The sequence below is a fragment of the Nonomuraea sp. NPDC050310 genome, from assembly GCF_040655795.1.
Taxonomy (GTDB): Bacteria; Actinomycetota; Actinomycetes; order Streptosporangiales; family Streptosporangiaceae; genus Nonomuraea.
The window spans coordinates 274,816-299,396 of the sequence record NZ_JBFAKP010000004.1 but is presented as its reverse complement, the minus strand read 5'-3'; the positions used below and the strand labels follow the sequence as shown (position 1 = coordinate 299,396).

The window sequence follows — 24,581 nt, the reverse complement described above, 5'->3', positions numbered from 1 at the left end:
GATGCTCCTTCAGAGACCGTCGATCCAGGCGAGCAGCCGCGCGCCCTCCCGTTCCATGACCGCCGGGTCGCGCAGGGCGCTGGCCAGCAGGGACATGCCCTGGTAGGCGCCCACCAGGGTCAGCGCCAGCCCTTCGGGATCAGCCTGGCCGAGCTCACGGAACTGCGTCTCCACCCAGGTGAGCAGGCGCCGGATGACCCGTCCGGCCTCCTGGTCCAAGCCGCCCTCGTCCCGCTTGTCCAGCTCGACGGCGAGGGTGCCGGTGGGGCACCCGTACCGGGCGGCGAGGCCGGCCTGGCCCACCCAGCCCTCGATCAGCCTCCTCAGCCGCTCCCGGGGATCGGCGAGCTGGTCCAGCCGCTCGACGAGCAGGTCCAGTTGCCGCTCGTGCTCGGCCAGCGCGGCGGCGACGAGCTCGTCCTTGGTCTTGAAGTAGTAGTACACGTTGCCCACCGGGACCTCGGCCGCGCGCGCGATGTCGGCGATGGTGGTGCGCTCGACGCCCTGCCGGTGGACGACGTCGGCCGCGGCTTCCATGAGCCGCCTGCGCTTCGCCCCGGCCGCTCCTCCGCGGCCCGGCTTCTTCAAGTCAGTCACCTGACTAACTATACGGCTCGGATCCGTGCTACGGTTCTTCTCAGTCAGCCAACTAACTAACAACTGGCAGGAGCTTTCCATGATCGTTGTCACCGGTGCCACCGGAAACGTCGGCCGCACGCTGGTCCGCCTGCTGGCCGAGCAGGGCCACGAGGTGACGGCCGTGTCGCGCCGCATCTCCCAGGCCGACGTCCCGCCCGGCGTCCGCGCCGTCGCCGCCGACCTCGCCCAGCCGTCCGCCGACCTGCCTGCCACCGCGGACGCGGTCTTCCTGCTGGTCGGCGGCGACCTGATGATGGCCGGCGACCCCGCCGAGGTCATCGCCCCGTTCGCGGGCTACGGCAAGATCGTCCTGCTGTCCTCGCAGGGCGTGGCCACCCGGCCCGACTCGCTCTCGCACGGCCGGGCCTTCGCCGCCTACGAGCAGGCCGTCATGGACTCCGGAGCCGACTGGACCGTGCTGCGCCCGGGCGGCTTCGCCTCCAACGCCTACGCCTGGGTGGCCTCGATCAAGGCGGGCCGTACCGTGGCCGCGCCCTTCGGCGAGGTCAGCTTGCCGGTGATCGACCCCGACGACATCGCGGCCGTGGCGGCCGCCGTCCTCACCCGGGACGGCCACAGCAAGGCCGTCTACGAGCTGACCGGCCCCGCCCCGATCACCCCGCGCCAGCGGGCCGAAGCCATCGCGGACGCCATCGGCGCGCCGATCACCTTCACCGGCCAGACCCGCGAGGAGGCCCGCGCCCAGATGCTCGCCTTCATGCCGGCCCCCGTCGCCGACACGACCCTCGACATCCTGGGCACCCCGACCCTGCGCGAGCAGACCGTCAGCCCCGACGTCGAGCGCATCCTCGGCCGCGCCCCCGCCCCCTTCGCCGCGTGGGCCCGGCGCAACGCCGCCGTCTTCGCCTGAACGGGCGGCTCGCCCGGCCGCGCGGGTGCGGCCGGGCGCTGGAGCGGTCATCACCCGCTGACGGTGACGCCGAACTCCGCTTCGATGATCTGGAACATCGGGTCCCAGGACTTCCATTCGGTGTTGGTGTGGACCGCCACGGCGTGCCGGCCGTCCGGGGTGCCGACCACGAAGCAGTAGGAGCCCCAGACGCTGCCGCCGACGCCGCGCAGCGTCACGCCGCCGGTCGCCCGCTGGTCGAGCTCGAACATCCCCAGGCCGTAGCGGGAGTGCGGCATCCAGTAGCCGCCCTCGGTCGAGACGGTGGTCCACAGCTCCCGGTGCTGCGCGGGCGGCAGCAGGCTGCCGGTGGTCATGGCCTGGAAGAAGCGGATCATGTCGCCGGTGGTGGAGACGACGTTGCCGGCCGAGTAGCCCAGGGAGGAGTTGTACTCGGTGACGTCCAGCGGCGGCAGACCGGGCTCCTCCATCAGCGACTCCCAGTTCGCCGGGGTGATCGTCGAGGGGTCGGCCCCGTCCTTGAAGAACAGCGTGGAGTAGCCGCGGGCGTGCGGCTCGGGCAGGCCGGTCTCCTCGTCGGGGCGCACGCGGGTGTGCGTGAGGCCGAGCGGCCGGACGACCCGGCGGTCGACCTCCTCGGCGTAGCTGTTGCCGGTGACCTTCTCGATGATCGCCCCGGCGATGTAGAAGCCGCCGTTGGAGTACTCGAACCGTTCGCCGGGCGCGCCGACCGGCGGCTGGGACACCGCCACCCGCAGCAGCTCGTCCAGGGTGAATCGGTCGAAGCGGTGCTCGGCGAACCCGGCGCGGGTGGCGTAGCGGTGGCTGACCTCCGGCGCGATGCCGGTGGCGAACAGGCCGCTGGTGTTGCTGAGCAGGTGCCTGATATTGATCTTGTCGCCGGCGTAGCCGTTGACGTCCAGCACGCCGGGCAGGTGGGCGTTCACCGTGTCGTCGAGGCTCACCAGGCCCTCGGCCTCCAGGGACAACATCACGGCGGCGGTGAAGGCCTTGCCGCTGCTGCCGGCGTGGAAGTACTCGCCCGGCCGGCGCGGCGCCCGGGTCTCGAGGTCGGCCACGCCGGCGGTGCCGAACCAGGTGCGGTCGCCGTCCCGGACCTCGGCGACGATGCCCGGGATGCCGAGCTGCGCCACGGTCTGGTCGAGCACCTGCTGCACGTTCTCGTTCGCTGCCATCTCGCTGCCTTTCTGGGCGTTTCTGCTGATGTCCTCAACGATGTCCGGCAGCTCTGACAGGCGGCTTATATCCCGCTTCCCGGGACACCGTCCGGCTGTAAGCGAGGGCTTGATCGGTAGCCTGGCAGGCATGCGGATCGAGCTGCTGGGACCGGTGCGGGCGCATGCCGACGACGGCGCGCCGATCGAGCTCGGCGGCGCCAGGGTTCGCGCGCTGCTGGCCAGGCTCGCGCTGGCCGGTGGCGAAGGGGTGTCCGTCGACGCGCTGATGGAGGCCCTGTGGGGCGAGCGCGCGTCCGGCGACAGCGTCAACGCGTTGCACGCGCTGGTGCACCGGCTGCGCAAGGCCCTGAGCGAGGCGGGCGTGGTGGAGCGGATGCCCGGCGGCTACCGCCTCGACGTCCGCGCCGAGCAGGTCAACGCGCTCCGCTTCGAGGAGCTGGCGAAGCGGGGCCGGCACGAGCTGGGCGCGGGCGAGCTGCCGCGCGCCGCCGCCGTGCTGGAGGAGGCGCTAGCGCTCTGGAAGGGCGAGGCGCTGGCCGACGTCCGCGACCTGCCCTTCGCCGGTACGGCAGGCGCCCGCCTGGACGAGCTCCGCCTCGGCGCCCTCGAAGACCGCTTCGAGGCCGAGCTCCGGCTGGGCCGCCACGGCGAGATCCTCGCCGACGTGGAGGCGGCGGCCTCCGACCACCCGCTGCGGGAACGGCTGGCCGGGCTGCGCATGCGGGCCCTGCACGCGGCCGGGCGACAGTCGGACGCGCTGGCCGTGTTCGAGCAGGTCCGCGCGACGCTCGCCGAGGAGCTGGGCGTCGACCCCTCCGAGGACCTGCGCAAGACGCACCTCGCCGTGCTCCGGGGCGAACTGGACGCCCCCGAACCCGAGCAGGCCCGGCCGGAGGCGGCCCAAGGGCGGCTGCCGGCCCCGCTGACCAGCTTCGTCGGCCGGCAGGACGAGCTGCGGCTGCTCGCCGGAGCGCTGGAGAGCTCCCGGCTGCTCACCGTCGTGGGCCCCGGCGGGGTGGGCAAGACCCGCCTGGCGGTGCAGGCGGCGAGCCGGCACCGGGCCCACCAGCGGGGCCGCGTCTGGCTCGTCTCCCTGGCCGCCGCGCACACCGCGGACGAGCTGGTGGCGGCGGTGCTGGGCACGCTCAGCATGACCGACGCCCAGCCGGCCGGACCGCCGCTGGAGCGGATGGTCGCCCTGCTCGCCGGGGGCGAGGGCGTGCTGGTGCTGGACAACTGCGAGCAGATCTCGGGCGCGGTCGCGGAGCTCGCCGGCCGGTTGCTGGAACGCCTGCCGTACCTGAAGATCCTCGCCACCAGCCGCGAGCCGCTCGAGGTCATGGGCGAGACGTTGTGCCGCCTGGGCCCCCTCGACCTGCCCGCGACGCCCGCGGAGGCGGATCGGGCCTCGGCGGTGCGGCTGTTCCTCGATCGGGCGGCAGCCGTACAGCCCGGTTTCGTCCTGGACGCGACGACCGTGACCCCGGTCGTGGACATCGTGCGCCGGCTGGACGGCCTGCCGCTGGCCCTGGAGCTGGCCGCGGCCCGGCTGCGGACCATGAGCGCCGAGCGGATCGCCCGGCGGCTGGACGACCGCTTCCGGCTGCTCAGCACCGGCAACAGGACCGCCCAGCCCCGCCAGCAGACCCTCCACGCGGTGATCGAATGGAGCTGGGACCTGCTCACCGACCAGGAGCGCACGCTGGCCGCTCGGATGTCGGTCTTTCCCGCGCAGACCGGTCTCGACGCGATCGAGGCCGTCTGCGGCGACATCTACCTCCTGGACTCCCTGGTCGACAAGTCCATCGTGGAGCGGACGGGCGACGCCTACCGGATGCTGGAGAGCATTCGCGCGCACGCGGCCGACAAGCTCCGGCTCGCGGGCGAGACCGACGCGGTCCGGCGCGAGCTCATGCGTTACTTCGCCGACCTGGCCGAGGAGCACGAGCCGCTGCTGCGCTCGGACCGGCAGGCGGAGTCGCTGCGGCTGTTCCAGGCCGAGTACGACAACCTGATGTTCGCCCTGCAGACGGCCGTCGACAGCGGCGACGCCGCCACCTCCGCCCGGCTCCTGGGCCCGCTGTACTGGTACTGGGTCATGCTCCGTTACGACGCCCGCGCCGAGGACTACCTGGCCAAGGTCGCCGCGTTCGGCGACGCGCTGCCCCCGGAGGCCCGGGCCGCGTTCACCGCCCTGCACCTGCTGGGCGCCGAGGGCCGGCCGCTCACCGATCCCGGACGGCTGCGCGCGGTCGTCGACGACTGCGTTCGCACCGGTGCGCTGCGCCGCTATCCGATGCTGCTGACGACCGTCGTGGTGATGGCCGCGATGATCGGGCTCGACGATGTGCTCGACCAGGAGATCGCCCGCGTCCGCGGCGGCTCGGACCGCTGGGCGATCGCCTGCACCCACATGATCGAGGCCATGCGGTACCGCGAGCGGGAAGGCGCGATGACCACGGCGCTGCGCCTGTTCGAGGAGGTCGGCGATCGGTGGTGGACCGCCAAGGCGCTGTACGGCCTGGCCCAGCGGCACGCCGTCGCCGGTGACCACGCCGAGGCGATCACCGCCTACGAGCGGAGCCTCGCCCTCGCCACCGGCCTCGGCTCGCAGGACGAGGTCTCCACCCGGCTCGGGCTCGCGGTCGAGCGCATGCGCGCCGGCGACCTGACCGGCGCCGGACGCGACCTCGACACCGCCGAGCGCGCGGCCTGGCGGCGCGGCCAGCCTGCGCTGGAGATCGAGGTGCTCGGCGTCCTGGCCGAACTGCACCGCCGCTCCGGGGAGGTCGCACGCGCCGACCACGAGCTCGACCGGATGGAGGCGCTCCTGCGCAAGCTGACCCCGTCCGCTGAGGCCCTCGACCCCCGGCTGCCGGCCGCGCGGGTGGCCAACCTGCTCACCGCCGGGGACGCCGCGCGCGCCCGCGCCCTCCTGCCCCGCGTCGTCCAGGCCGCCCAATCGATCATGGACGCCCCCTTGGCCGCGCAACTGCTGGCCAGGCTGCTGTTCCTCGAAGGCGATGCGGCCGGCGCGGCCACCGCGCTCGGCCTCAGCCAGGCCCTCCGCGGCTCCTTCGACCACGGCGACACCGAGCTGCGCGCCCTCGCGGCGACGCTCGCCGACCGGCTCGGCCGTCCCGGCTACGACACCGCCTACCGGCGCGGCGCCGCCCTGAGCCCGCAGGCGGCCGCCGAGCACCTGGCCGAGCTGCGCCTGCCGTAGCCCTCGGTTTGTCGGTGCGGTGATCTAGTGTCCCGGGCCATGACTTCAGCGACGCAGGCGCACCGGTCCCACGCGCCTTCCCCCCACGTCGCCGGCCCTCTCGGCCCGGCGACCCAGGCAGCCCTCCCGCTCGCGGCCCGGCCCGCCGTGGAGGGCTCCCGATGACCCGCTGGACCGAGATCTGCGAGCTGATCGCCGCCGGTGAGACCGCCCGCCTGACCACCCTGCTGGTCGCCCTCACCGAGGAGGAGCGCGCCGACCTGAGTGGCCTGCTGCCCGGCCTGGTCAAGGACTTACGCCGGCTCCGCGCCGAGCAGGTTCGCGCCGAAGATCCCGACGAGGCCGAGTTCCTGGCCTCGTGGGAGGTCGGCGAGATGCTCGACAAGCTGGCCCCCGCGCTGCTGCTGGCCGGGGTCGGCCTCATCACCGGGCCTGCGGCCGCGGTGGCCTGGATGACCAGCCGCGACGTCAACCGCCGCTGGGCCGACACCCCCAACCTCGCCCGCGTCTGCCGGGTGGCCGCCGCCCGGCCTGCGGCCTGGCGGCACGATGTCGCGGTACGGCTGGCCCAGCGGATCCGGCGTCCCGCCGACCGCATCGCGCCGATCGCCCTCGCGTTGCTGCGGACCTCCGGCGCGACGCCGCCCGAGCACGACCCGCTGGTGGCCGCCTGGCTCAGCGAGCCGATCGTGGTCAAGGACCCGCTGGCTCCTGTCCTGCTGCCGCGCGTCTTCGAGGCCGAGGGCGCCGGCCGCGCCCTGCGTGAGGAGCGGCTCGACCCGCTGCCCAGCCGCTGGCTCGCCACCGCGGCCCGCGACCTGCCCAGGCAGCAGGCGCTCGACGGCTGCGTGAGCCGCTTCCTGCGTGGCGGCGACGCCCAGGACCTCCGGTTCTTCGTCCGGCTCCACACCCTCCTCGACCCGTCCCCCGCCGAGTCGGCTCCCCGCCTGCGCGACTACCTGCGGCTGCTGCCGTCCGCCCCCGGCACGGTCGCCGAGCTGGCCGCCGAGCAGGTGCGCAAGGCGCTTCCGCTCGACCACGCCGACCTGGTCGAGGCGGTGGACGCGCTGACCTTCCGCGAGGAGGCAAAGCTCGCCGCGCTCGGCCTGCGCTGGCTCGGCCAGGCGCTCCGCGCCACGCCCGAGACCGCCGGCGACTTCGTGACCGCCCTGGTCACCGCGTACACCCACAAGTCCTTCGACGTGCGCACCCGCGCGGTCGAGCTGACCTCGAAGCACGCCGGCTTGTTCGCCGGGCACGCCAGCACCATCCTCGACGGCGCCGGCCACCTGCCCGCCGACCTCGCCGCCAAGCTGGCCGCCCGGTTCGGCGGCGAGGTTCCCGTCGAGGACCTGCCGGCACGCAAGGAGCTGCCGCCGCTCCCCGCCCTGCCGGAGCTGCGGCCCTTCCCGGAACCGTCGCTGGCCGCCAACCACGAGACGACGTGGGTCAGGGAAGAGGGCTGGCTGGCCGCCTTCGTCGCCGGAGGCGCCGCCGGCCGGGCCGCCTTCTCCCCGCAGATCGAGGGCGGACCGGCACACTGGGCGTCGAACCAAGCACGCACCGAGCCCGCCCAGTGGCGCGCGGCGCTCGCCGCCGAGCTGGTGACTCCCGGGAGCGTCCGCGAACTCCCGCCGTTCGAGCCGGAGAAGTTCTGGGACCGCCCCAACCACACCCTGCGGGTCAGGAGGCTCACCCGTGGTCAGGAGCCGGACCCGGAAACGGGGATGAGGTTCATGATCAGCAGCTCCTACCGGCCCGGCCGCTACCTCGACGACGACGCCCCGATGCGCGCCATTTTCCTCACCTGGACCAGCGACGACGGCCCCGGCGCGGCGGTGGCGACCGAAGGCGACCGGCAGATCCCGTTCGCCGACGGCAGGATCCACCTGTACGGCCCGCAGGGCATGCCGCCCGACGCCTTGTACGACGACTCCGACGAGGCCATGCCGGACTTCATCCTCGACCGGGCCTTCGACCGCATGGCCGAGCTCGGCGTGGATCCCCTCCGGATCGCCGCGATGCGCGCCGGGAAGCCGCTCCCGCCGCCGGAGCCCGACGAGCCGCTGGTGGAGGTGACCGTCATCTTCGTCCCGGCCCGGCTGCGATCCTTCATGCACGAGCCGCTGCCCGAGCACGAGGAGTGGCGGCGGCGCAACCAGCTCCCCCGTCCCAACAGCGTCACCCCGCTGCACGACTTCCAGTTGCACCGCTATGCCGAACTCCTCGACGCGCTCAGGAACGACGCCCTGCCGCCCGTCCTGCTGGCCACGCCGAGCTGGCTGAGCGGCCATCTCGAACCCGACGTGCTGGTCGACCGGCTGGAGACCTGCGCCGCCGCCGGCGTCGAACCGCTGCCCGCCGACCTGGCGCAGGCCCTGCTGCGGCTGCCCCGAGGCAGCCACCCGGCCGCCGCGGACCGCGCCGCCAAGATCGACTCGGCGGGGGCCCGCTCGGCCGCCCGCTGGCTCGCCGGGGACGGCCTGGCCGACCCCGAGTGCGGCCTCGTCTGGCGGCACATGGAAGGCGCGACCATGGTCGAGTTCGGTGACGGGGAGCCGGAGCACTTCACCTCGGTACGGCTGAAGCCGGTCCTGCGGGTGACGACGCCGACCGGGCACCCGCTGATCGACGAGGTACTGCTGCGCGAGCCGTACGACTGGCCGGTCGACGACTACGGGGACTCGTTCAGCAGGTGGTCCGGCACGCTGCCCTCGCATCGCGAGGTCCTGTCCGTCAACTGCCTGCCGTACCTGCTGCGGGGCGGCTGGGGCCATTCGGTGGGGCCGGCCGAGATCGCCTCCCTGCCGCTCACGCGGGGGCCGTTGGGCGAGGCGACGGCGGCCATCCTCGCCTTCCAGCTCGTCGCCGGCCTGCCGGGCGCCATCCCGCTGATCCTGACCCTGGCCGCCGCGGACGACCTGCCCGCCGAGGCGATGGGGCGCCAGATCGCGCTGATGCTCCGCCGTACCTGGCTGGAGGTTCGTCCCGCCATCACCGCCCTGACCCAGCTCGCCGAGGCGGGCGGGCATCACGCGGTGTGGCGCATCCTGGGCACCCTGCTGCCCGCCCTTCTGCCCGGCCCCGGGCAGCGCGCCACCGTCACCCACAGCGAGCTCGTCGCCCTCGCGGCCGACGTCGCGCTGTGGACCGATGCGCGCGGGGAGCTCCCGGTGATCGCGCAGCACGCGGGCAGCCGCCGTACCACCCGCTTCGCCCACGAGTGCCGGCGGCTGCACGCCCAGCTCACCGGGGGCGCGTCGTGACGGCTGTTGGCGATGGACGGCAACCCCCTATGATCCACAAGGTGATTCTTCGCCCCCTAGCTGGCGCTCTGACCGAAATGGCGCTTTGTTCCGGAATGATGCTTTTTCCCGGAGCCGCCCACGCCGAGCCGATCACCGGCGCCCCCGAACTCACCCACAACGACCTCTACAAGGCCAAACCGGCCAGCGTCCGCTGCGCGCTGACCAAGGGCACGAGCGCCTCCTCGACCAAGAAGTACATCACCGACCTGGTCGGCTGCCTGAACAAGGCCTGGAAGCCCGCGATCAAGGACTTCAGGCAGGTCCAGGTGACCTTCAAGGAGGCCGACGACAAGCAGTCCTGCTCCACCGGCCTCGACATCGACGCCTCCTTCTCCGAGATCTGCCAGACCGAGCTCCACGTCCGCCTGGCCGGCGACTGGATCAAGGCGAAGAGCGACGTGGCGGTGTTCACCTCCATCACCAGGACCTGGAGCGGCGTCGTGGCCGGCCAGACCGGCATCGGCCAGGCCTGGTGGGCGCTGCAGAACAGCGCTGACGAAGCCGAGATGAACCAGCAGAACCGGCGCTACTACCTGCAGCTCGACTGCTTCATGGGCGTCTCGGCGAAGGCGCTGCGCCGGGTGGTGAAGGACTGGCGGCCCACCGCCAAGGGCAAGCTGTTCTGGGAGAGCTTCCTGAAGAACAAGTACAGCGGCACGAGCACCAACCGCCTTTACTGGCTTGAGCAGGGGTACAGGAGCGGGAAGCCGGGCTCCTGCAACACCTGGAAGGCCCCCGACCCCAAGGTCGCCTAGCCCCACCACGGTCAGAGGCCGTCCTCCCGGCCTCTGACCGTGGCCATCCCCCTCACGCCGCCGCTTCTTCCAGAGCACGAAAAGAGACCCGCGTCGCGGCCTGGTCAGGATCGCGGACGTGTTCCTCCGCCTCGCCCTCCGGAACCAGCCGCCTGTGCTGGACCTCGAACTCCGGCCTCCACTCCAGCACCCGGACCTCCGCCCGCCAGTACGACCGGACGAGCACCAGACCCAGCTCATGCCCGCGCACGCACTCGCTGCGCGAATACCCCAGCAGTCGGCTCCCGACGACGGTGACGCACGCTTCTTCCAGCATCTCCCGCCGCAGGGTCTCCTCGACGCTCTCCGCCCCTTCAGGCCGTCCGGCCGGGAACCCCCAGTGCTCGCCGTCATGACTGATCAGCACCATCTCCCCGCCGGCTGTCACGCAGACGCCCGCGGCTCCATGCGGTTCCCCTTCGGGCGGGTCATCGACGGGATGCCAGGACACCACCCAGTCCTGACCGTTGGAATGCGTCACCATCCGCTCTCCGTCACGGGCGGGGGCGATGGATGTCATGTGGGTGTCCCGTTGTGGGGTGCCGGGTCAGCGGGTGGCGTCGGTCGGGTTCACTGTCACGCACGGGTGCGCCTGGTCGAGCCACTCGGCGCTCAACCGGACTCCCGTGGTCTGCTCGATGAGCGCGAGCCAGGCGGCTCTCCAGTCATAGTCGTCGCCGCGTTCCTCGAACTCGACGAAGAAGTCGGTCATCGTCTCGAGCTCCGGCCATTGACCGATGCCCGGGTAGTGCTGCGGACGGCCGGGAAACAGGGCGTCGATCATCAGGAGGCACTCCCCGTCGACGGCGAAGCTCAGCCGGTTGTGGCGGTTGACGTTCCACCAGGCGCTGTAGACGCGAGCCCGGTGGCTGAGACGCTTTAGGACAGCGGAACTGGAGCCGAGGTAGTCGTACTCGATGACGACCGCGGCCGAATCGAACCAGTCGATCAGCACGGGGTACTCCCCCGCGTACAGCAGATCCCACAGCTCACCGAAACGCATGGCGTTGTGGACGCGATGAGCGGTGCCACCGCTTAGGCGGGCTGCGACCTGGTCGAGGCTGAGTTCCGTTCCGGCCTCGGGGACGATCACGGTCCAGCACATCGCCACGTTCAGCCCGCGGGTGTTGATGAGTCCGCGGTAGTGCTCGCGCAGGTCGGCGGTCGATGGCTGCCCTGTGCTCACCGCGCACTCCCTCCTTTCACACGTCACCTGCTGCCGGCTGTACCGGCTGACGCAGGATCGTCCTGCACGCACGCCATGGTGCCCGCGACGCTGCGGAGGGCTGCGGTGACGGTCACGATCCCTCCTCCAGAAGGATCATCAGGTGAGTGACAAGCTGGTCGGGCGCGGTGGTGGCCGGATCGGACACATACACCTCGCGGATCGGCCCCGCAGGCTGGTGCCCATGGTCGGCACACCAGGTCAGCAGCGTGTGGGCGGTCAGATTGATCTGGTCATAGGGCCCGACATGCGTGGCGGCAGCCAAAGTCCCCCCAGGCAACACCTCGTCACCGGCCCCGCCATCGATGACGACGGCCGCAGTGACCTCGAAGGCTTCCGACAGATCCAGCGGAAACAGTCCGATCAACTGCGCCGCCGGCCCTACCGGCATCAACCGCGCGATGGCGAGGCTGGTGGCCCGCCCGATGTCGTCCGGCCCGGCGGCCACCTCACGCGCCAGCCGTACGCGCAACGGCTTCTCCCGCACCAACCGAACCTGCGTATACGGAAGCCCATCCGCCATCACCCGGCGCAAGGTCGCCAGAGTACGGCTCCGCCGTTCAAGCTCGGCCTGCAGTTCCCGCTCCACCTCGTCCAACACACCCTCCGCACCGGCCAGCACCCGCCCAATGGCCGCCAACGGCACATCCAGCGAACGCAGCAACCCGATGGTGAGCGCGTCCCGGGCCTGTCCGGGGAGGTAGTAGCGATAGCCGGTGCCGGCATCGACATGGGCGGGCTCCAGCAGCCCCAGGTCGGCGTAATGGCGCAGTTGCTTGACACTCAGGCGCGAGAGCCGGGCGAACGCGCCGATCGTCAGCAGGTCGTTGTGGTGCACGAATCCAAGGATGGACCCTGCTCCCGTGGGGGGGAGTCCAGGGGCGCAAGGCGTATCCCGCCTGCTGGGGATCGCTTCCTCAACTGATTGCTCGGCACCGTCAGGTGCCGTGAGGTTCAGGGGCCGTCACACCAGATGTACCAGGGGCCCGTGAAGTGCTCATACCTTTCCTCTGCCGGGTCGGGTGCCCGATCCGGCAGATAGGCGAAGCCGTAGCTCTTCCACTCCACCGTGACGTCCGTGACCACGAACCCTTGCTCCGCCCGAAATCTTCTCCACCTCGTCCACGAAGGGCAGACCCCACCATTGCTCGCGTCATAGTCATCGCGCACCGACCGGGCGTGGCGTTCCAGGCTCGGCTCCGACAGGGCGAAGAGCACGCGAAGGGGCGCATCGGCCTTGACGAGCAGCAGGATGCCCAGCACCAGGACGAGCGGGACGAACATCCACGGCGCCCACCCCCGCCGACCCGACATCCAGGACCAGGCGATGGCGAGCGCCAGCCCTGAGCGAGGCGTTGATGCACGGCGGATGCACGGCCGAGCACGCGCGGATACCCGCTCGACGTGGGCCGGACGGAATGGGGCTCCAAAGTAGCCACGGCGTGATCCCCACGGAAAGGAATCCTTCATGCGTGTGTTGACGTGCGGTCTGCTCGGCCTGGCGGTGCTGACCGGCTGCGGGGCATCGCCGGCCCCCACGGCGGACGGCGACGCCACGGTGGACAAGGTACGCGAGCGGGAGGCCGTCATCGCCACCTGCATGAAGCAGAAGGGCTTCCTCTACACCCCCTCGGTCAGCCGCCCCAAGCAGTCCGATGCCGACCCCGCTGACTACGAGGCAATGAAGGCCATCCGCGGCAAGGAGGGCTTCGGCGTCTTCTCCGCCATCGTCTATCCCAAGCCGCCGGAGAAGGGGGCGCAGGACCCGAACAAGGCGACGATCGACGCTCTCCAGGGCGCCAAGCGGGACGCCTATCTCAAGACCATGAACGAGTGCAGGGTCGACGCCCTCCGTCAGGTGAACGGCCTGAAGGTCACCTCGCTGGCCGACTACCAGGACCAGATGAGCAAGGAGATCGAGAACATCGACAAGGCGCTCGACGGCGATCCCAAGCTCCTGGAGCTCGCCGCGCCCTTCGCCGAGTGCCTGAAGTCCAAGGGCGAGCGGGTGGCGTCCGCGAGGCCGCTGGCGCTGGGCGGTCGCGGCGTGGAGGTGTGGAGCAAGCAGCTCGAGAAGCTACGGGAGGCGGGCGAGGTCACGGCGGAGGCGGCCAGGCCGTACCTCGTCAAGGAGATCAAGTCGGCGCTGGTCGACCTGGAGTGCGGCAAGGACTTCTACGCCGCCTTCGTTCCCCTGGCGAAGCGGCTCAACAACGCGGCCAGGGTGAAGTACGGGTTCGAAGCACAGTGATCCGCACCCCTCGCGGCAAGCTGCTGCTCGTCCTGGCCGCGGTCCTGGTGATCGCGGGGACCGGCTGGGGAGTGGGCACGATGCTGCGTTCCCCCGCCGACGAGGCGGCCGCCCGCAAGCCGCCCAAGCCGTCGCTGGTCACCGCCGCGGTCGAGCGGCGCAAGCTGGTGGCCACCGTGGTGGTCAGCGGCGCTCTGGAGTACGGCTCGCCGTACCCGGTGTCGCTGGCCGGCGTGGTCGGCGGCAGCGAGACTGCTCAGCGCGCCACGCGCGCTCCCCGGCAGGGCACCCTCACGGAGGGCTCCTTGCTGATGGAGGTGAACGGGCGTCCGGTGTTCGTCTTCTCCGGCACGGTGCCGATGCACCGCAGTCTGGTCCCCGGCGTCAAGGGGGACGATGTCAAGCAGTTGCAGAAGGCGCTGCGCGCGCCCGCCACCGGCGTGTTCGACCAGGCGACCATCGCGGCGGTGTCGCGCTTCTACGCCAAGCGGGGCTACGAGGCGCAGCAGCCCACCCTGGAACTGCGGCAGAAGCGTGATGACCTGCGCCGGGCCGTTCGGACCGCGCAGGAAGTGCTCGCGACCGAGAGCAAGCTCCTGGAGCATGGCCGGGACGTGCTCCCGCTGAAGGTCAGGCTCGCCAACGCCAGGCAGGATCTGCGGGAGGCCGAGCGAGCGCTGAGCAACGCGCACACCATCGACGAGGAAGCCAAGGTCGAGGCGGCGGAAGCCGCCATCCGGGCAGCCGAGGAGAAGCTGCTGTCGGCCCAGCAAGACCTCGACAAGGCCATCGCCACGCCGACTCCCAGCGCTAGTCCGTCCGCCGGCCCGTCTCCCGACACCCGCCTGCTCGAACTCCGGGTCGCCAACGCGGAAGCGGATCTGGCCGCCGCCAGGTCGGCGCTGGAGCGCGTGCGGGAGGAAGCGGCGACCGCGCGGGCCACGCGGCTGGCCGAGCTGTCCAAGAACGTACGGGTGGCACGCGAGGCCGTCGTCACCGCCGAGCAGGCGCTCAAGCAGGCGCTGCAGCTTTCTCCTGCCAAGCTGAAGGTGGCCAACGCCCAGAGTGATCTGGCCGCGGCCCGAGCGCTGCTGGCCGAGTTCTCCAGGACCTATGGCACCACCGTCCCGGCGGGAGAGATCGTCTTCCTGCCCAAGTTGCCCGCCCGCCTGCACAAGCCGACCGTCAAGGCGGGCGAAGTGGTGGACCGGTCGGTCGCCACGGTGACCGCCTCCACCTTCGTGGTCGCCGGTTCGGTGGACGTGGCCGAGGCCGAGCGGCTGAAGACCGGCCTGAAGGCGAGCATCGAGACGGAGGCGGGCACGACCATCCCCGGCACGGTGACCTCCTTCGGCGGACGCGACAAGCAGGGCGCCACGCCGGTGATGATCACTCCTGCTTCGATGAAGGGCCTCAAGAAGCTCGCCGGCGCGCCGGTCACGGTCCGGGTCACCATCGGAGCCACCGGCCAGGAGGTGCTCGTGGTTCCCGCCGCGGCGGTCGTCACCGCCGCGGACGGCAAGGCCAGGGTGCTGGTGGAGATCGCGCCCGATCAGACCAGGGAGGTCGAGATCCGCACCGGTCTGTCCGCCGACGGAGCCGTGGAGGTGACCGGCGACCTCGAGCCGGGCGACAAGGTGGTGATCAACAGTGTCTGAGCCGGTCATCCTGCTCCACGACCTGACCAAGGAGTTTCCCGCCGATCCTCCCGTTCAGGCGCTCTCGGCGGTCAACCTGCGCGTGGAGAAAGCCGACTACATGGCCATCGTCGGTCCTTCCGGATCCGGGAAATCCACCCTGCTCAACACCCTCGGCCTGCTCGACCGGCCGACCAGCGGCAGCTACCGGCTCGACGGCCTCGAGACCGTCTCCATGAAGGACAACGCGCGGACCACGATCCGCGGCAGCCGTATCGGCTTCGTCTTCCAGTCCTTCCATCTGCTGCCGCACCGCAGCGTCCTGGAGAACGTCATGCTCGCCGAGGTCTACGGCGCGGCCCGGCGCGGGGGGCGGCGGGAGCGCGCGATGCGTGCTCTGGAGCGGGTACGGCTGTCGCATCGGGTGGACTTCCTGCCCGGCCGGCTGTCGGGCGGTGAGCGGCAACGCGCCGCCATCGCCCGCGCCCTCATGGGCGAGCCGTCCCTGCTGCTGTGCGACGAGCCCACCGGCAACCTCGACAGCAAGAACACCGACGCCGTGCTCGACCTGTTCGACGAGCTGCGTGCCCAGGGGATGACCATCGTGGTCATCACTCACGAGAACGAGGTGAGCGACCGGGCCATGCGCCGGGTGCGCATCACCGACGGCGTCCTGACGGAGGAGTAGAGGTGCACCCTCGCGATCTGCTGAACGAGGCCGTGGCGGGCCTGCTCGCCCGCCCGGTGCGCTCGGCGTTGACCACTCTGGGCACCGTGCTGGGCATCACCACGCTCGTGGTCACGCTCGGCGTCGCCGCGACGGCGGGCAACCAGATCGTCGGCCGCTTCGACGAACTGGTTGCCACCTCCGTCACGATCGAAGTCCCGAAGCACGCATTCCCTCTGGTCGACTGGGCCGACGTCGGCAGGGTGACCCGGCTGCGCGGGGTGGCCTCCGCCGCCGCGCTCGCCGAGGCGGAACAGAGCGCCAATCTCAGCGTCCGCTCCAACGACATCGTGGACCCGACCAGGGTCGTCGACCAGACGCTGACCGTACTGGCCAGCGACCCCGGCCTGCCCGCCGCGGTCAAAGGCCGGATGATCGAGGGTCGCTACTTCGACGCCGGGCACGTCGCCCGAGGGGACAAGGTCGTCGTGCTGGGCCAGCACGCGGCCAGGCTGCTGGGCATCACCCGGCTGGACCGGGCCCCGGCCGTCTTCATCGGCACCCAGGCGTACACCGTCATCGGGGTGCTCGGCGACCTGAAACGTGAGAAGAGCCTCGCGGGCGCGGTGCTGCTGCCGCCGGCCGTCGGCAAGCGCTACGGCCTGAGCACCGTGACCCGGGTTCTGGTCAACACCGGCCTCGGCGCCGCGGGACTGATCGCCGAGCAGGCGCCGGTCGCGCTCAGCCCGGGCAACGAGGCCCTGCTCCAGGTCATCTCGCCGCCCAGCCCCACGCGGGCACGTGACGCGGTGGAAGGCGACGTCAACGCGCTCTTCCTCATTCTCGGGCTGGTCTCCCTGGTCGTCGGCGCGGTGGGCATCGCCAACGTCACGCTGGTGACCGTCATGGAGCGTATCGCCGAGATCGGCCTGCGCCGCGCCCTCGGCGCGGCCCGCCGTCATATCGCGGCGCAGTTCCTGCTGGAGTCCACCCTCACCGGAATGACCGGCGGCGTCATCGGGGCTTCAGGAGGCATCCTCGTGATCGTCGCGGTGTGCGCCGCCAAGCAGTGGACTCCGGTCCTGGACGTACAGCTGGCCGCCATGGCCCCTGTCGCCGGCGCCCTCGTCGGGCTGCTCGCGGGGCTGTACCCGGCCCTGCGTGCCGCTCGTATGGAACCAGTCACGGCATTGAGGTAGATATCGTGCATTTCATGACATCACTCCTGCTCGTCGAGGACGACGCGGTGATCCGCACGTCGGTCAGCATGGCCCTGGAGCGCTACGGCTACCGCGTGACCACCGCCGACGACGGGCTGAGCGGCCTGGAAGCCGCCCAGGCAGGCGGCCACGACCTCCTGCTGCTGGATGTGATGCTGCCCAGCCTGGACGGCATCAGCCTGTGCCGCAAGATCAGGGAAACCAGCCAGGTGCCGATCCTCATGATGTCCGCCCGAGGCGACGGCCTGGACATCGTCGCCGGGCTGGAGGGCGGCGCCGACGACTACGTGGTCAAACCGGTCGACCTACCGGTGCTGGTGGCCAGGATCCGCTCGCTGCTGCGCCGGGCCACCATCGCCCAGCCGCAACCTTCGCCCGCGACCGGGCAGGCCGACGCCACGCTCACCTTCGGCGAGCTGAGCGTCGACACCGGTTCGCTGGAGGTACGCCGAGCCGGGCAGCGCCTTGACCTGAGCCCGACCGAGTTGCGGCTGCTGCTGGAGTTCGCCGCCCACCCGGGCATCGTCCTGGAACGGGCGACGCTGCTGCGCACGGTGTGGGACTACGGATGGGACGGCGACAGCCGCGTGGTCGACCTGTGCGTGCAGCGACTGCGCAAGAAGGTCGGAGCCGAGCGCATCGAGACGGTCCGCGGCTTCGGCTACCGGCTGAACACCACATGAATCCGGCCTCTCTACGCTGGAAGATCGCCGCCCTCGTCACGCTCGCCGCCACCGTCGTCGCGGCCGTGGTGGGGCTCCTGGTCCACCGGGCGACCTGGGAGCGTGAGCTGGGCATCGGCGAAGCCCGGGCTCTGGAGGCGCTGACTCTCGCTGACCCGGTCGCCGTCGAGCAGCTTCCCGACGAACTGGCTGCCCGGCTGCATCCCGGCCGTCCGGTGACCTGGTACGGGGTCGACTACCGGGACGAGCCGTGGATGTGGGCGGCTCAGCCGTACGGGAGCGACGGACGCCAGGCGGTGATCGCCCAGATCTCGATGGGAGGGGAGCTGCGCGGCCTGTACGCACTCGACCGCAACATGGTCAAAGCCGGCCTGCTCGCCCTGGCGGGAGTGATCCCGCTGTCGGTGCTGGCGGCCGAGCTCCCCAACCGGCGGCTCCGGCGCATGGCCCGTACCGCCCGGGAGATCGCCGACGGCGACCTGTCCGCGCGCACCGACGCGGGCGGCAGGGACGAGATCGCCGAGATCGGCGCCGGGCTCAACTCCATGGCCGCCAGCCTCCAGCAGCGGCTGCTGGCCGAGCAGCGCTTCACGGCCGACGTCGCGCACGATCTGCGCACTCCGCTGATGGGGCTGCTGACCGCCGGCCAGCTGCTGCCCGACGGGCAGGCCACCGACATGGTCCGCGAGCGGATCGGCGTGCTGCGCGGCCTGGTCGACGATCTGCTCGAGATCTCCCGCCTGGACGCCACCGGCGAACAACCGGACCGGCAGCCGGTGCCGCTGGCCGACCTGGTGCGCGAGTCGCTGCGCCGGGTCGACGTACCCGCTGACCTGGACCTCGTCGGCGACCAGCGCGACACCACAGCCGTCACCGACCCGCGCCGCCTGGAGCGCATCGTCGCCAACCTGCTCCTCAACGCTCGCGCACACGGCGCGGCCCCGGTGACGGTCGCCGTGCGATCCCGCCAGATCGTCATCCGCGATCACGGCCCGGGTTTCCCGCCCGACCTGCTCACCACCCTGAACAAGGGGCAGGCGCAGCGCTTCCACACCGGACGCAGCGAGCGGGGCCGCGGGCACGGGCTCGGCCTGACCATCGTGCTCGGCCACGCCCGCGTCATCGGGGCGAACCTGCGGTTCGACAACCCCGCCGACGGCGGCGCGCGCGTCACCGTCAGCCTGATGCCCGACTGATACACGGCCAAGCCCCTGCGGAGATCCGCCCACGGCCGTACGGACACGCGGGTGGCCCACCGTGGTCGGCATGCGACGTTCCTTCGTGTCCCTTCTGCTCCTGCTGCTGACGAGCTGTGGAACCGTGCCGCCCGTCTCCGGCGCCGTCCCCTTGCCGTGGCCGGCCGAGGGCCAGGCCGCCGTCGAAGTGGAAGGTGTGGGCAGCCTGGGCGCCAGTGGCGGCAACGACCCGCTGCCCATCGCCAGCGTGACCAAGGTCATGACCGCCTACGTGATCCTGCGCCGCCATCCGCTCCGGCCCGGCGACGGCGGCCCGCTCATCACCGTGGACCGTACGGCCGAGGACGAGTCCTACGTGCCGCAGGAGTCCACCGCCCCGGTCAGAGCAGGGGAGCGCGTACGGCTTCGCCGGCTGCTTGAGCTGATGATGGTGCCCTCGGGCAACAACGTGGCCCGCCTCCTGGCCCGCTGGGACTCCGGTTCGGAGGAGCGCTTCGTCGAGCGGATGAACGCCGCCGCCCGCCGCCTGGGCATGGCCGCCACCACGTACACCGGTGCCAGCGGCAACGAGGACAGCACCGTCAGCACCGCGGCCGATCAGCTCAAGCTGGCCAAGGAGGCCATGCGCGACCCGGTCTTCCGCGAGGTCGTGTCCCAGGCCGACACGGCCGTGCCCGGCTCCGGGCGACGGCTGCCCAACACCAACACCCTGCTGCACAAGCACGGCGTCATCGGCATCAAGACCGGCTCGGGCACCGCCGCGGGCGGCAACCTCATGTGGGCCTCCCGCGTACGCGGCCACCTGGTGCTCGGGGTGATCCTCGGACAGGTCGCGAACACCAACCCGACCGCCGCCAAGGCCGCGGCGCTGGAGGCGGGCGCGAAGATGAGCGCCGCCGTGGAACGGTGGCTCACCGTCTCCGCCGCACCCCTCCCGTAGAGACGTGCGGTCAGCCACGGCATGCCGCCCGACGGCAGCGTCCAGCGGACGTGATCGGGAGGCTCCGGGGATGATGCGGCGACAACGGCAGGCGGTCCGGGTGCCGCTCCTGACACCGCTCGCCTGACCCGTTTGGCCGACCAGATCGGCTTCCCGGGCAGACTCGGGACCCGTCGGCCGGGCCGTCTCCCGCGCCCAGGCTCGTGACGAAGGTGATGCGGAACATGGCGCTGCTCTGCGAGATCTCCCTAGGGGAAGAAGGGGCGCCCCGTCCAAGTCGCTCACTCTCGCCCAGGCAGAAGCCGCTGGCGCTCGGTCCGGGAAGGCCGTGACCAAGACCCGTAAGTCCCGGCGCACGCTGGCCATGCCGAAGCGGTGCGGGGAACCGGCCTAAGCCTGACAGAACGCCATGGAGTGGACGCCCCAGGAGATGCGGCACAGCTTCGTCTCGCTGCTGTCGAATTTCGGCGTCCCGCTGGAGAGCATCTCCCGCCTGGCCGGCCACCGCAGCACCTCGGTTGCCGAGACCGTCTGCCGGAAGCAGCTCCGCCCGATGCTCTTGGAAGGAGCTGAGGCTCTGGACCAGCTTTTCCGGACTGATTATGATCGCCAATCCGAACAAAAATACGAAGGATGTCGCATGTGGCCGTTCCGGAGAAAGAAGCGTGAGCAAGTCGATCCGGAAGAGCGGTCACCAGAGCTTGGAATCAAGTACAAGGACCTGATGGTGATGCATCAGCTCACCAAAGCAGGAGCTGATCTTGAGCAGCCTCGTCATGTGGACTTCTATTTGCACGCTCCGACCCTCGATGCCGCTCAGAGCATCGCGAAGGAGGCCCACGGCGCCGGCTATGGCTTGCGTCCCGAGATCGGGAAGCCCTCCCCGGAGCATCCGGACAGCTGGCCGGTGACCTGTGAAACGACCGCGGTGATCTCGCCCGACTTCGTGCGGGAGACGGGCAACCTGTTCGATGACCTGGCGGCTCGGTATCACGCCGAGTACGACGGCTGGGGAGCCGCTGCCACCCCGTGAGGCGTAGTCACTCGGTTGGTCACCCAGCAACGCAGAAGGCCGCTTCCGATCTCTCGGAAGCGGCCTCTGGCTTGGGTGGAGATGAGGGGATTTGAACCCCTGACCCCTTCGATGCGAACGCTGTCAGCCCAACGGTGCGATCAGCCGTATCCGCGAGTACGCAGGTAGAACGCTTATGGTCAGTGAATCTCGGCGAATTTCGATGACCGGCGACCAGCCTCGATCAAGATCTCTTCTCCCACTTTTCTCCCACCCTCCATCTGCAACCACGCCGTGACAGCCCGCAGCTAATCGCATACGATCCGAGAGGGGCGTCAGGCCTCAGGCGAGGGCCCAGTCCCCGCACTGTCGACTCCTCCCCCCACGGCGAGGCGAAGCCCCGGCGGTGCGGTCCATAAGACGGGTGGCCCCGGACAGTGTTAGTGCCCGGGGTCACCCGTCCAGGCCGGGATCAAGTCAGCTCTCCCCACTCAGTCCCGCCCCGCTTTTACGATCAGCGCTGTCCGATCTCCGGCCAGAATCTGCTGATCTCCGTCCTGCTCCACGACGAAGACCGGAACGCCCTCCGGTACGCCAAGCTGGCGCCGCTCCATCTCCGTCGGCATGCGAGTGGTGACCCGAGTCTCGTCCCCTATCGGTACCTCTGCCATGGCTCGCACGGTACGCACTCGTGAACCGCTGCGGCTGGTCGTGATCAGACCTTCCTGGCGAAGGATCGCGATCGCCCGCCGCACCGAGGCGCGGCTGATCCCGTACTCGAACTCGTATTCGGGCTCGGTCCGCAACCTCTGACCAGGCGCGAGCTCCCCGCACTCGATCTGGCGGCGGACGATGTCGGCAAGCTGCCGATACACCGGTACGCCACTCTCCGAGTCGATCATGAATCAACGGTAGTGAGCACGTACGCACCATCCGAACGTGCCTACGTACGCATCATGAGCATGAGCCCTATTCCGAGGTGCCGTAACCCTCGGGATCGGTATGCCGTTGGCGGCGGTGCCTGATCGGAAGCGGGGTCAGATCGCGAACCGGCGAGTCCTTCTTGCTGGCCCCCGGTAACACCCGATGAGAGGTGGCCGTCGACCGGTCGGGGAGCACTTTCTCCTGCCGCGCCTCGGCTCTCGCCTTGATTGCTGGCCGGGCCACCAACTCCTGGATGGCGGCGACATCTTCGGGGCTGAACCGAATCCGTCCCAGCGGCTTATGGCAAGGCCACTCTCCCGAGTACGCCTTTCTGGACACACCCTTCGCGCGGGGGCTCCCGTCCTCATCGAAAAGACCCAGGAGCTGAGCAAGTTCGGCAGCATCAAGCCACCTGGCCGGATCGCGGCCCTCCATCAGTCGAACTCGCCAGCCTTCATGCCGGCCCGAAAGGCGTCCCACTCGCCTGGAGTGAACGTCAGCATCGGGCCGTCGAGGTCCTTGCTGTCGCGGACTGCTACGCCGCCGTCCGGCAATGCAGCAACCTCCACGCAGTTGTCATGCTGGCCAGAGAAGGTGCTCTTCCGCCACACAAGCTCGCCTACCGTCGCGTCCATGCGTCTCCTCCTGTGAGCGGGACAGCCGCACTCAGTGTCCGCCCAGACGCAGCGACGTTCAATCACTTCGTCGCTAATCAGCCACCGGCTGCCGGTAGCTCAGTTCATAGAGGTGTCCAGGCTTGATGAGCACAGAGACCTCGACTGGCTGCTCATGATCGGAATACACGATGCGGAACTGCCGGAACACGGGAATCCCCTCGGGGATCTCAAGCATCTCCGCCTCCTCGGTCGTAGGCGGACGCGTCGAGATCCGGTCGATCCACTCCCGTTCTGGATGACCCAACTCGGCCAGGACCGCAGGTGCACCACCTCTAATGCGACCGCGGCCCGCAAGCGGCGTTCCAGCGGCAAGGCTCGAGGGATAGTACGAGCGTGAGAGCTCTACAGGCGTCTCGTCGCGCAACATCAGGCGCGTCCGACAAATGGCCCGGCCGTCGCCGAGCACTTGAGCCACGTCGTCGGGGGGATCGACTTCAGACGCATCCAAGATTCGGTAGTTGATGCCACGGGACGCCGGCTCAAAGTAGGCAGCCGCTCGGACCTCAAAGGCGTGGCCAGTACGCACAAACACGCCCGAGCCTGCCCGGCTGGTCACGAAGCCCTCGGCCTTCAACATCCTCACAGCGTTCTGGACTGTCGCGCCCACAACCCCGTATCGCTCGCCGAGTTCCGCCGTTGAGGGCAGCTTCGCGCCGGGCTCCAGAAGACCTGCCATGATCTTCGCCCGCAGTTCAGCGGCGAGCTTGTGCGATGGGTGCCTGTTATCTGGTCTCACGCGACTCACTACACCTTTCATTGCGTCATGCCCTGATCACCTTATCCGTTAGGCAGCAAAGCTGCGATCTCATTCGTGCCACAAAAAGCTTGCTAGCTCACGCATGAGGCAGTACGGTCGAGTGTAGTCCAGCACAACGAGGCCCACGCATGGATCTAGGGGTCGCGTGTCCGAATTGGAGGTGTCAAGTGAGTGCTGATGCTGCGAGCCGCCAGTTCGAACCCCTGCTGAAGACCGAAGAGGTCGCCGAGCTGTTCAAGGTCGATCCCGAGACGGTCAGGGTGTGGGCTCGAACAGGAAAGATCCAGGCGCGTAAGAACCCCGGCGGTCACGAGTACCGCTTCCGCGCCAGTGATCTCGAAGAGCTACTCAGCTCCCCAGACCTCGCCTGCGACTGAGGTCCGACGTGAACAACAGACAGCGCCCCAGGAGGCAGCTCGTGACTGCTCCACTAGCGATCGTTAACGGCTCCCCTTTCGACACCATCCGTCGATTCGACAAGGAGGGCGAGTACTGGTCGGCACGCGACCTCATGGAGCCGATGGGCTACAGCCGTTGGAGCGACTACCGCCCTGTCTTGGACCGCGCGATGGCTTCCGCCACAGCCCACGCCGCCAGCACCGACGACCTTTTCAGGGTCACCCCTGAAAAGACTGCCGGGCGTCCCCGTGAAGACTTTCGCCTGGCCCGGTTTGCCGCCTACCTCGTTGCGATGAACGGCGACCCTCGCAAGCCGGAGGTGGCTCGGGCGCAGGCATACTTCGCCCTCCGAACTCGTGAAGCCGAACTCGGCTGGGGCGCCGAGCACGACACCTCAGGGGCTGCACTCATACCGGTCGCCGCCCTGCACGAGCTCCAGTACTTCGCGTGGACCGCGTGGGTGTCTCTCTCGGAGTTGATCGCCGCCCATGGGACCCAACACCGTCCCCATCTCTCCGGAGCGCGTCGTGGACGCCGACGCCATCCTTAACCGCGTCCGCGAGCGGTACCCGGAGTGGAGCATCTACCGGTCCGGGATCGGACGCTACTGGGCGTCCACGAGCGACCGTCCGAGTCTCACGCAGCAGCAGGCCGGCGCACTGGCCCAAGTCGGCGCCGACAGTCTCGACGAGCTCGACGACCTTCTCGACAAGCAGCAGAAGATCCGCCGGAGCTACTCATGATCCCCCGCACTCCTGGCGTGACACGGCGCGGTGAACGCCAGGACGGTCCCGTCCACCTCTCCAGGGCGGGCGGGACCCACAACCCAGAGGAGAAGCCATGCGGAGCAGAGCTGGAGGCATCGGCCAGGCCCGTTCCCACGCTGAGACCAGCCCTGACCGGGCCGACACCTAACCCCTTGAGCCGGCCCCCGGCCGAGCGACCTCACCGCCGGC

At 70.3% G+C, this 24,581-nt stretch carries 24 protein-coding genes; 15 read left to right on the top strand and 9 right to left on the bottom strand.

Annotation, left to right across the window (positions count from 1 at the left end; translation table 11 throughout):
- Window positions 1-9: 9 nt before the first annotated feature.
- Entirely contained in the window at window positions 10-597 is a 588-nt protein-coding gene (locus AB0I67_RS14575) for a TetR/AcrR family transcriptional regulator (protein ID WP_357923101.1), read from the bottom strand.
- Between the two features lie 79 nt (window positions 598-676).
- Here AB0I67_RS14575 and AB0I67_RS14570 point away from each other — a divergent pair, with 79 nt between their 5' ends.
- The gene (locus AB0I67_RS14570) at window positions 677-1,510 is read left to right on the top strand and encodes an NAD(P)H-binding protein (protein WP_357923099.1); all 834 of its coding nucleotides are present in this window, start codon (window positions 677-679) and stop codon (window positions 1,508-1,510) included.
- 50 nt (window positions 1,511-1,560) lie between these two features.
- On the opposite strand, the gene AB0I67_RS14565 is transcribed toward AB0I67_RS14570, so the two are convergent.
- Window positions 1,561-2,706, bottom strand: coding sequence for a serine hydrolase domain-containing protein (locus tag AB0I67_RS14565; RefSeq protein WP_357923096.1), 1,146 nt, complete (start codon window positions 2,704-2,706; stop codon window positions 1,561-1,563).
- A 130-nt stretch (window positions 2,707-2,836) separates the two neighbouring features.
- Here AB0I67_RS14565 and AB0I67_RS14560 point away from each other — a divergent pair, with 130 nt between their 5' ends.
- The 3 genes from AB0I67_RS14560 to AB0I67_RS14550 all read left to right on the top strand — a co-directional run bounded on the left by AB0I67_RS14560 (window position 2,837) and on the right by AB0I67_RS14550 (window position 9,998).
- On the top strand, window positions 2,837-5,935 hold the full coding sequence (locus AB0I67_RS14560) for a BTAD domain-containing putative transcriptional regulator (RefSeq protein ID WP_357923093.1): 3,099 nt from the start codon (window positions 2,837-2,839) through the stop codon (window positions 5,933-5,935).
- Window positions 5,936-6,096: 161 nt separating this feature from the next.
- A complete protein-coding gene (locus AB0I67_RS14555) occupies window positions 6,097-9,201 on the top strand; it encodes a hypothetical protein (protein WP_357923091.1) in 3,105 nt (1,034 codons plus the stop codon).
- A gap of 95 nt (window positions 9,202-9,296) precedes the next feature.
- The gene (locus AB0I67_RS14550) at window positions 9,297-9,998 is read left to right on the top strand and encodes a hypothetical protein (protein ID WP_357923088.1); all 702 of its coding nucleotides are present in this window, start codon (window positions 9,297-9,299) and stop codon (window positions 9,996-9,998) included.
- A gap of 52 nt (window positions 9,999-10,050) precedes the next feature.
- Here the strand turns inward: AB0I67_RS14550 and AB0I67_RS14545 are convergent, their stop codons facing one another.
- The 4 genes from AB0I67_RS14545 to AB0I67_RS14530 form a co-directional block, all read right to left on the bottom strand.
- Complete coding sequence (locus tag AB0I67_RS14545; protein ID WP_357923087.1) at window positions 10,051-10,557, bottom strand: NUDIX hydrolase; 507 nt, start codon at window positions 10,555-10,557, stop codon at window positions 10,051-10,053.
- A gap of 27 nt (window positions 10,558-10,584) precedes the next feature.
- Window positions 10,585-11,223, bottom strand: coding sequence for a DUF6461 domain-containing protein (locus AB0I67_RS14540; RefSeq protein ID WP_357923084.1), 639 nt, complete (start codon window positions 11,221-11,223; stop codon window positions 10,585-10,587).
- A 112-nt stretch (window positions 11,224-11,335) separates the two neighbouring features.
- Complete coding sequence (locus tag AB0I67_RS14535) at window positions 11,336-12,100, bottom strand: GyrI-like domain-containing protein (protein ID WP_357923082.1); 765 nt, start codon at window positions 12,098-12,100, stop codon at window positions 11,336-11,338.
- Window positions 12,101-12,216: 116 nt separating this feature from the next.
- Window positions 12,217-12,546: a hypothetical protein gene (locus AB0I67_RS14530; protein WP_357923079.1), complete on the bottom strand. Its 330-nt coding sequence runs from the start codon at window positions 12,544-12,546 to the stop codon at window positions 12,217-12,219.
- A gap of 184 nt (window positions 12,547-12,730) precedes the next feature.
- Here AB0I67_RS14530 and AB0I67_RS14525 point away from each other — a divergent pair, with 184 nt between their 5' ends.
- From AB0I67_RS14525 to AB0I67_RS14490, 8 genes are all read left to right on the top strand, one after another.
- Window positions 12,731-13,513, top strand: a complete 783-nt coding sequence (locus AB0I67_RS14525) for a hypothetical protein (protein WP_357923076.1) — start codon at window positions 12,731-12,733, stop codon at window positions 13,511-13,513.
- Window positions 13,510-15,171: a peptidoglycan-binding domain-containing protein gene (locus AB0I67_RS14520; RefSeq protein ID WP_357923073.1), complete on the top strand. Its 1,662-nt coding sequence runs from the start codon at window positions 13,510-13,512 to the stop codon at window positions 15,169-15,171. Before AB0I67_RS14525 ends, AB0I67_RS14520 begins: the two co-directional genes overlap by 4 nt.
- Complete coding sequence (locus tag AB0I67_RS14515) at window positions 15,164-15,838, top strand: ABC transporter ATP-binding protein (RefSeq protein WP_357923070.1); 675 nt, start codon at window positions 15,164-15,166, stop codon at window positions 15,836-15,838. The genes AB0I67_RS14520 and AB0I67_RS14515 overlap by 8 nt, the downstream gene beginning before the upstream one ends.
- A gap of 2 nt (window positions 15,839-15,840) precedes the next feature.
- Complete coding sequence (locus AB0I67_RS14510) at window positions 15,841-17,016, top strand: ABC transporter permease (protein ID WP_357923067.1); 1,176 nt, start codon at window positions 15,841-15,843, stop codon at window positions 17,014-17,016.
- Window positions 17,017-17,030: 14 nt separating this feature from the next.
- Window positions 17,031-17,720: a two-component system response regulator CseB gene (cseB, locus tag AB0I67_RS14505; RefSeq protein WP_357923065.1), complete on the top strand. Its 690-nt coding sequence runs from the start codon at window positions 17,031-17,033 to the stop codon at window positions 17,718-17,720.
- A complete protein-coding gene (locus AB0I67_RS14500) occupies window positions 17,717-18,916 on the top strand; it encodes a HAMP domain-containing sensor histidine kinase (RefSeq protein WP_357923062.1) in 1,200 nt (399 codons plus the stop codon). Before cseB ends, AB0I67_RS14500 begins: the two co-directional genes overlap by 4 nt.
- 70 nt (window positions 18,917-18,986) lie before the next feature.
- A complete protein-coding gene (locus tag AB0I67_RS14495) occupies window positions 18,987-19,856 on the top strand; it encodes a serine hydrolase (protein ID WP_357923059.1) in 870 nt (289 codons plus the stop codon).
- A 430-nt stretch (window positions 19,857-20,286) separates the two neighbouring features.
- Window positions 20,287-20,889: a ribonuclease E inhibitor RraB gene (locus AB0I67_RS14490; RefSeq protein WP_357923056.1), complete on the top strand. Its 603-nt coding sequence runs from the start codon at window positions 20,287-20,289 to the stop codon at window positions 20,887-20,889.
- 470 nt (window positions 20,890-21,359) lie between these two features.
- Here AB0I67_RS14490 and AB0I67_RS14485 read toward each other — a convergent pair whose 3' ends face one another.
- From AB0I67_RS14485 to AB0I67_RS14475, 3 genes are all read right to left on the bottom strand, one after another.
- On the bottom strand, window positions 21,360-21,770 hold the full coding sequence (locus AB0I67_RS14485; protein WP_357923053.1) for a GntR family transcriptional regulator: 411 nt from the start codon (window positions 21,768-21,770) through the stop codon (window positions 21,360-21,362).
- 456 nt (window positions 21,771-22,226) lie between these two features.
- Window positions 22,227-22,427 (bottom strand): DUF397 domain-containing protein, encoded by a 201-nt coding sequence (locus AB0I67_RS14480; RefSeq protein WP_357923051.1) that lies wholly within the window; start codon window positions 22,425-22,427, stop codon window positions 22,227-22,229.
- Between the two features lie 73 nt (window positions 22,428-22,500).
- Window positions 22,501-23,205: a GntR family transcriptional regulator gene (locus AB0I67_RS14475; protein WP_357923048.1), complete on the bottom strand. Its 705-nt coding sequence runs from the start codon at window positions 23,203-23,205 to the stop codon at window positions 22,501-22,503.
- Between the two features lie 188 nt (window positions 23,206-23,393).
- Between AB0I67_RS14475 and AB0I67_RS14470 the strand changes: the two genes are divergently transcribed.
- The 3 genes from AB0I67_RS14470 to AB0I67_RS14460 are packed head-to-tail and all read left to right on the top strand — an operon-like array spanning window position 23,394 to window position 24,368.
- Window positions 23,394-23,603 carry a helix-turn-helix domain-containing protein gene (locus AB0I67_RS14470; protein WP_357923045.1) on the top strand — a complete coding sequence of 70 codons (210 nt, stop codon included), beginning with the start codon at window positions 23,394-23,396 and terminating at the stop codon, window positions 23,601-23,603.
- Window positions 23,604-23,611: 8 nt separating this feature from the next.
- A complete protein-coding gene (locus AB0I67_RS14465; protein WP_357923044.1) occupies window positions 23,612-24,175 on the top strand; it encodes a BRO family protein in 564 nt (187 codons plus the stop codon).
- Window positions 24,153-24,368: a hypothetical protein gene (locus AB0I67_RS14460; protein ID WP_357923042.1), complete on the top strand. Its 216-nt coding sequence runs from the start codon at window positions 24,153-24,155 to the stop codon at window positions 24,366-24,368. The genes AB0I67_RS14465 and AB0I67_RS14460 overlap by 23 nt, the downstream gene beginning before the upstream one ends.
- Window positions 24,369-24,581: the final 213 nt, after the last annotated feature.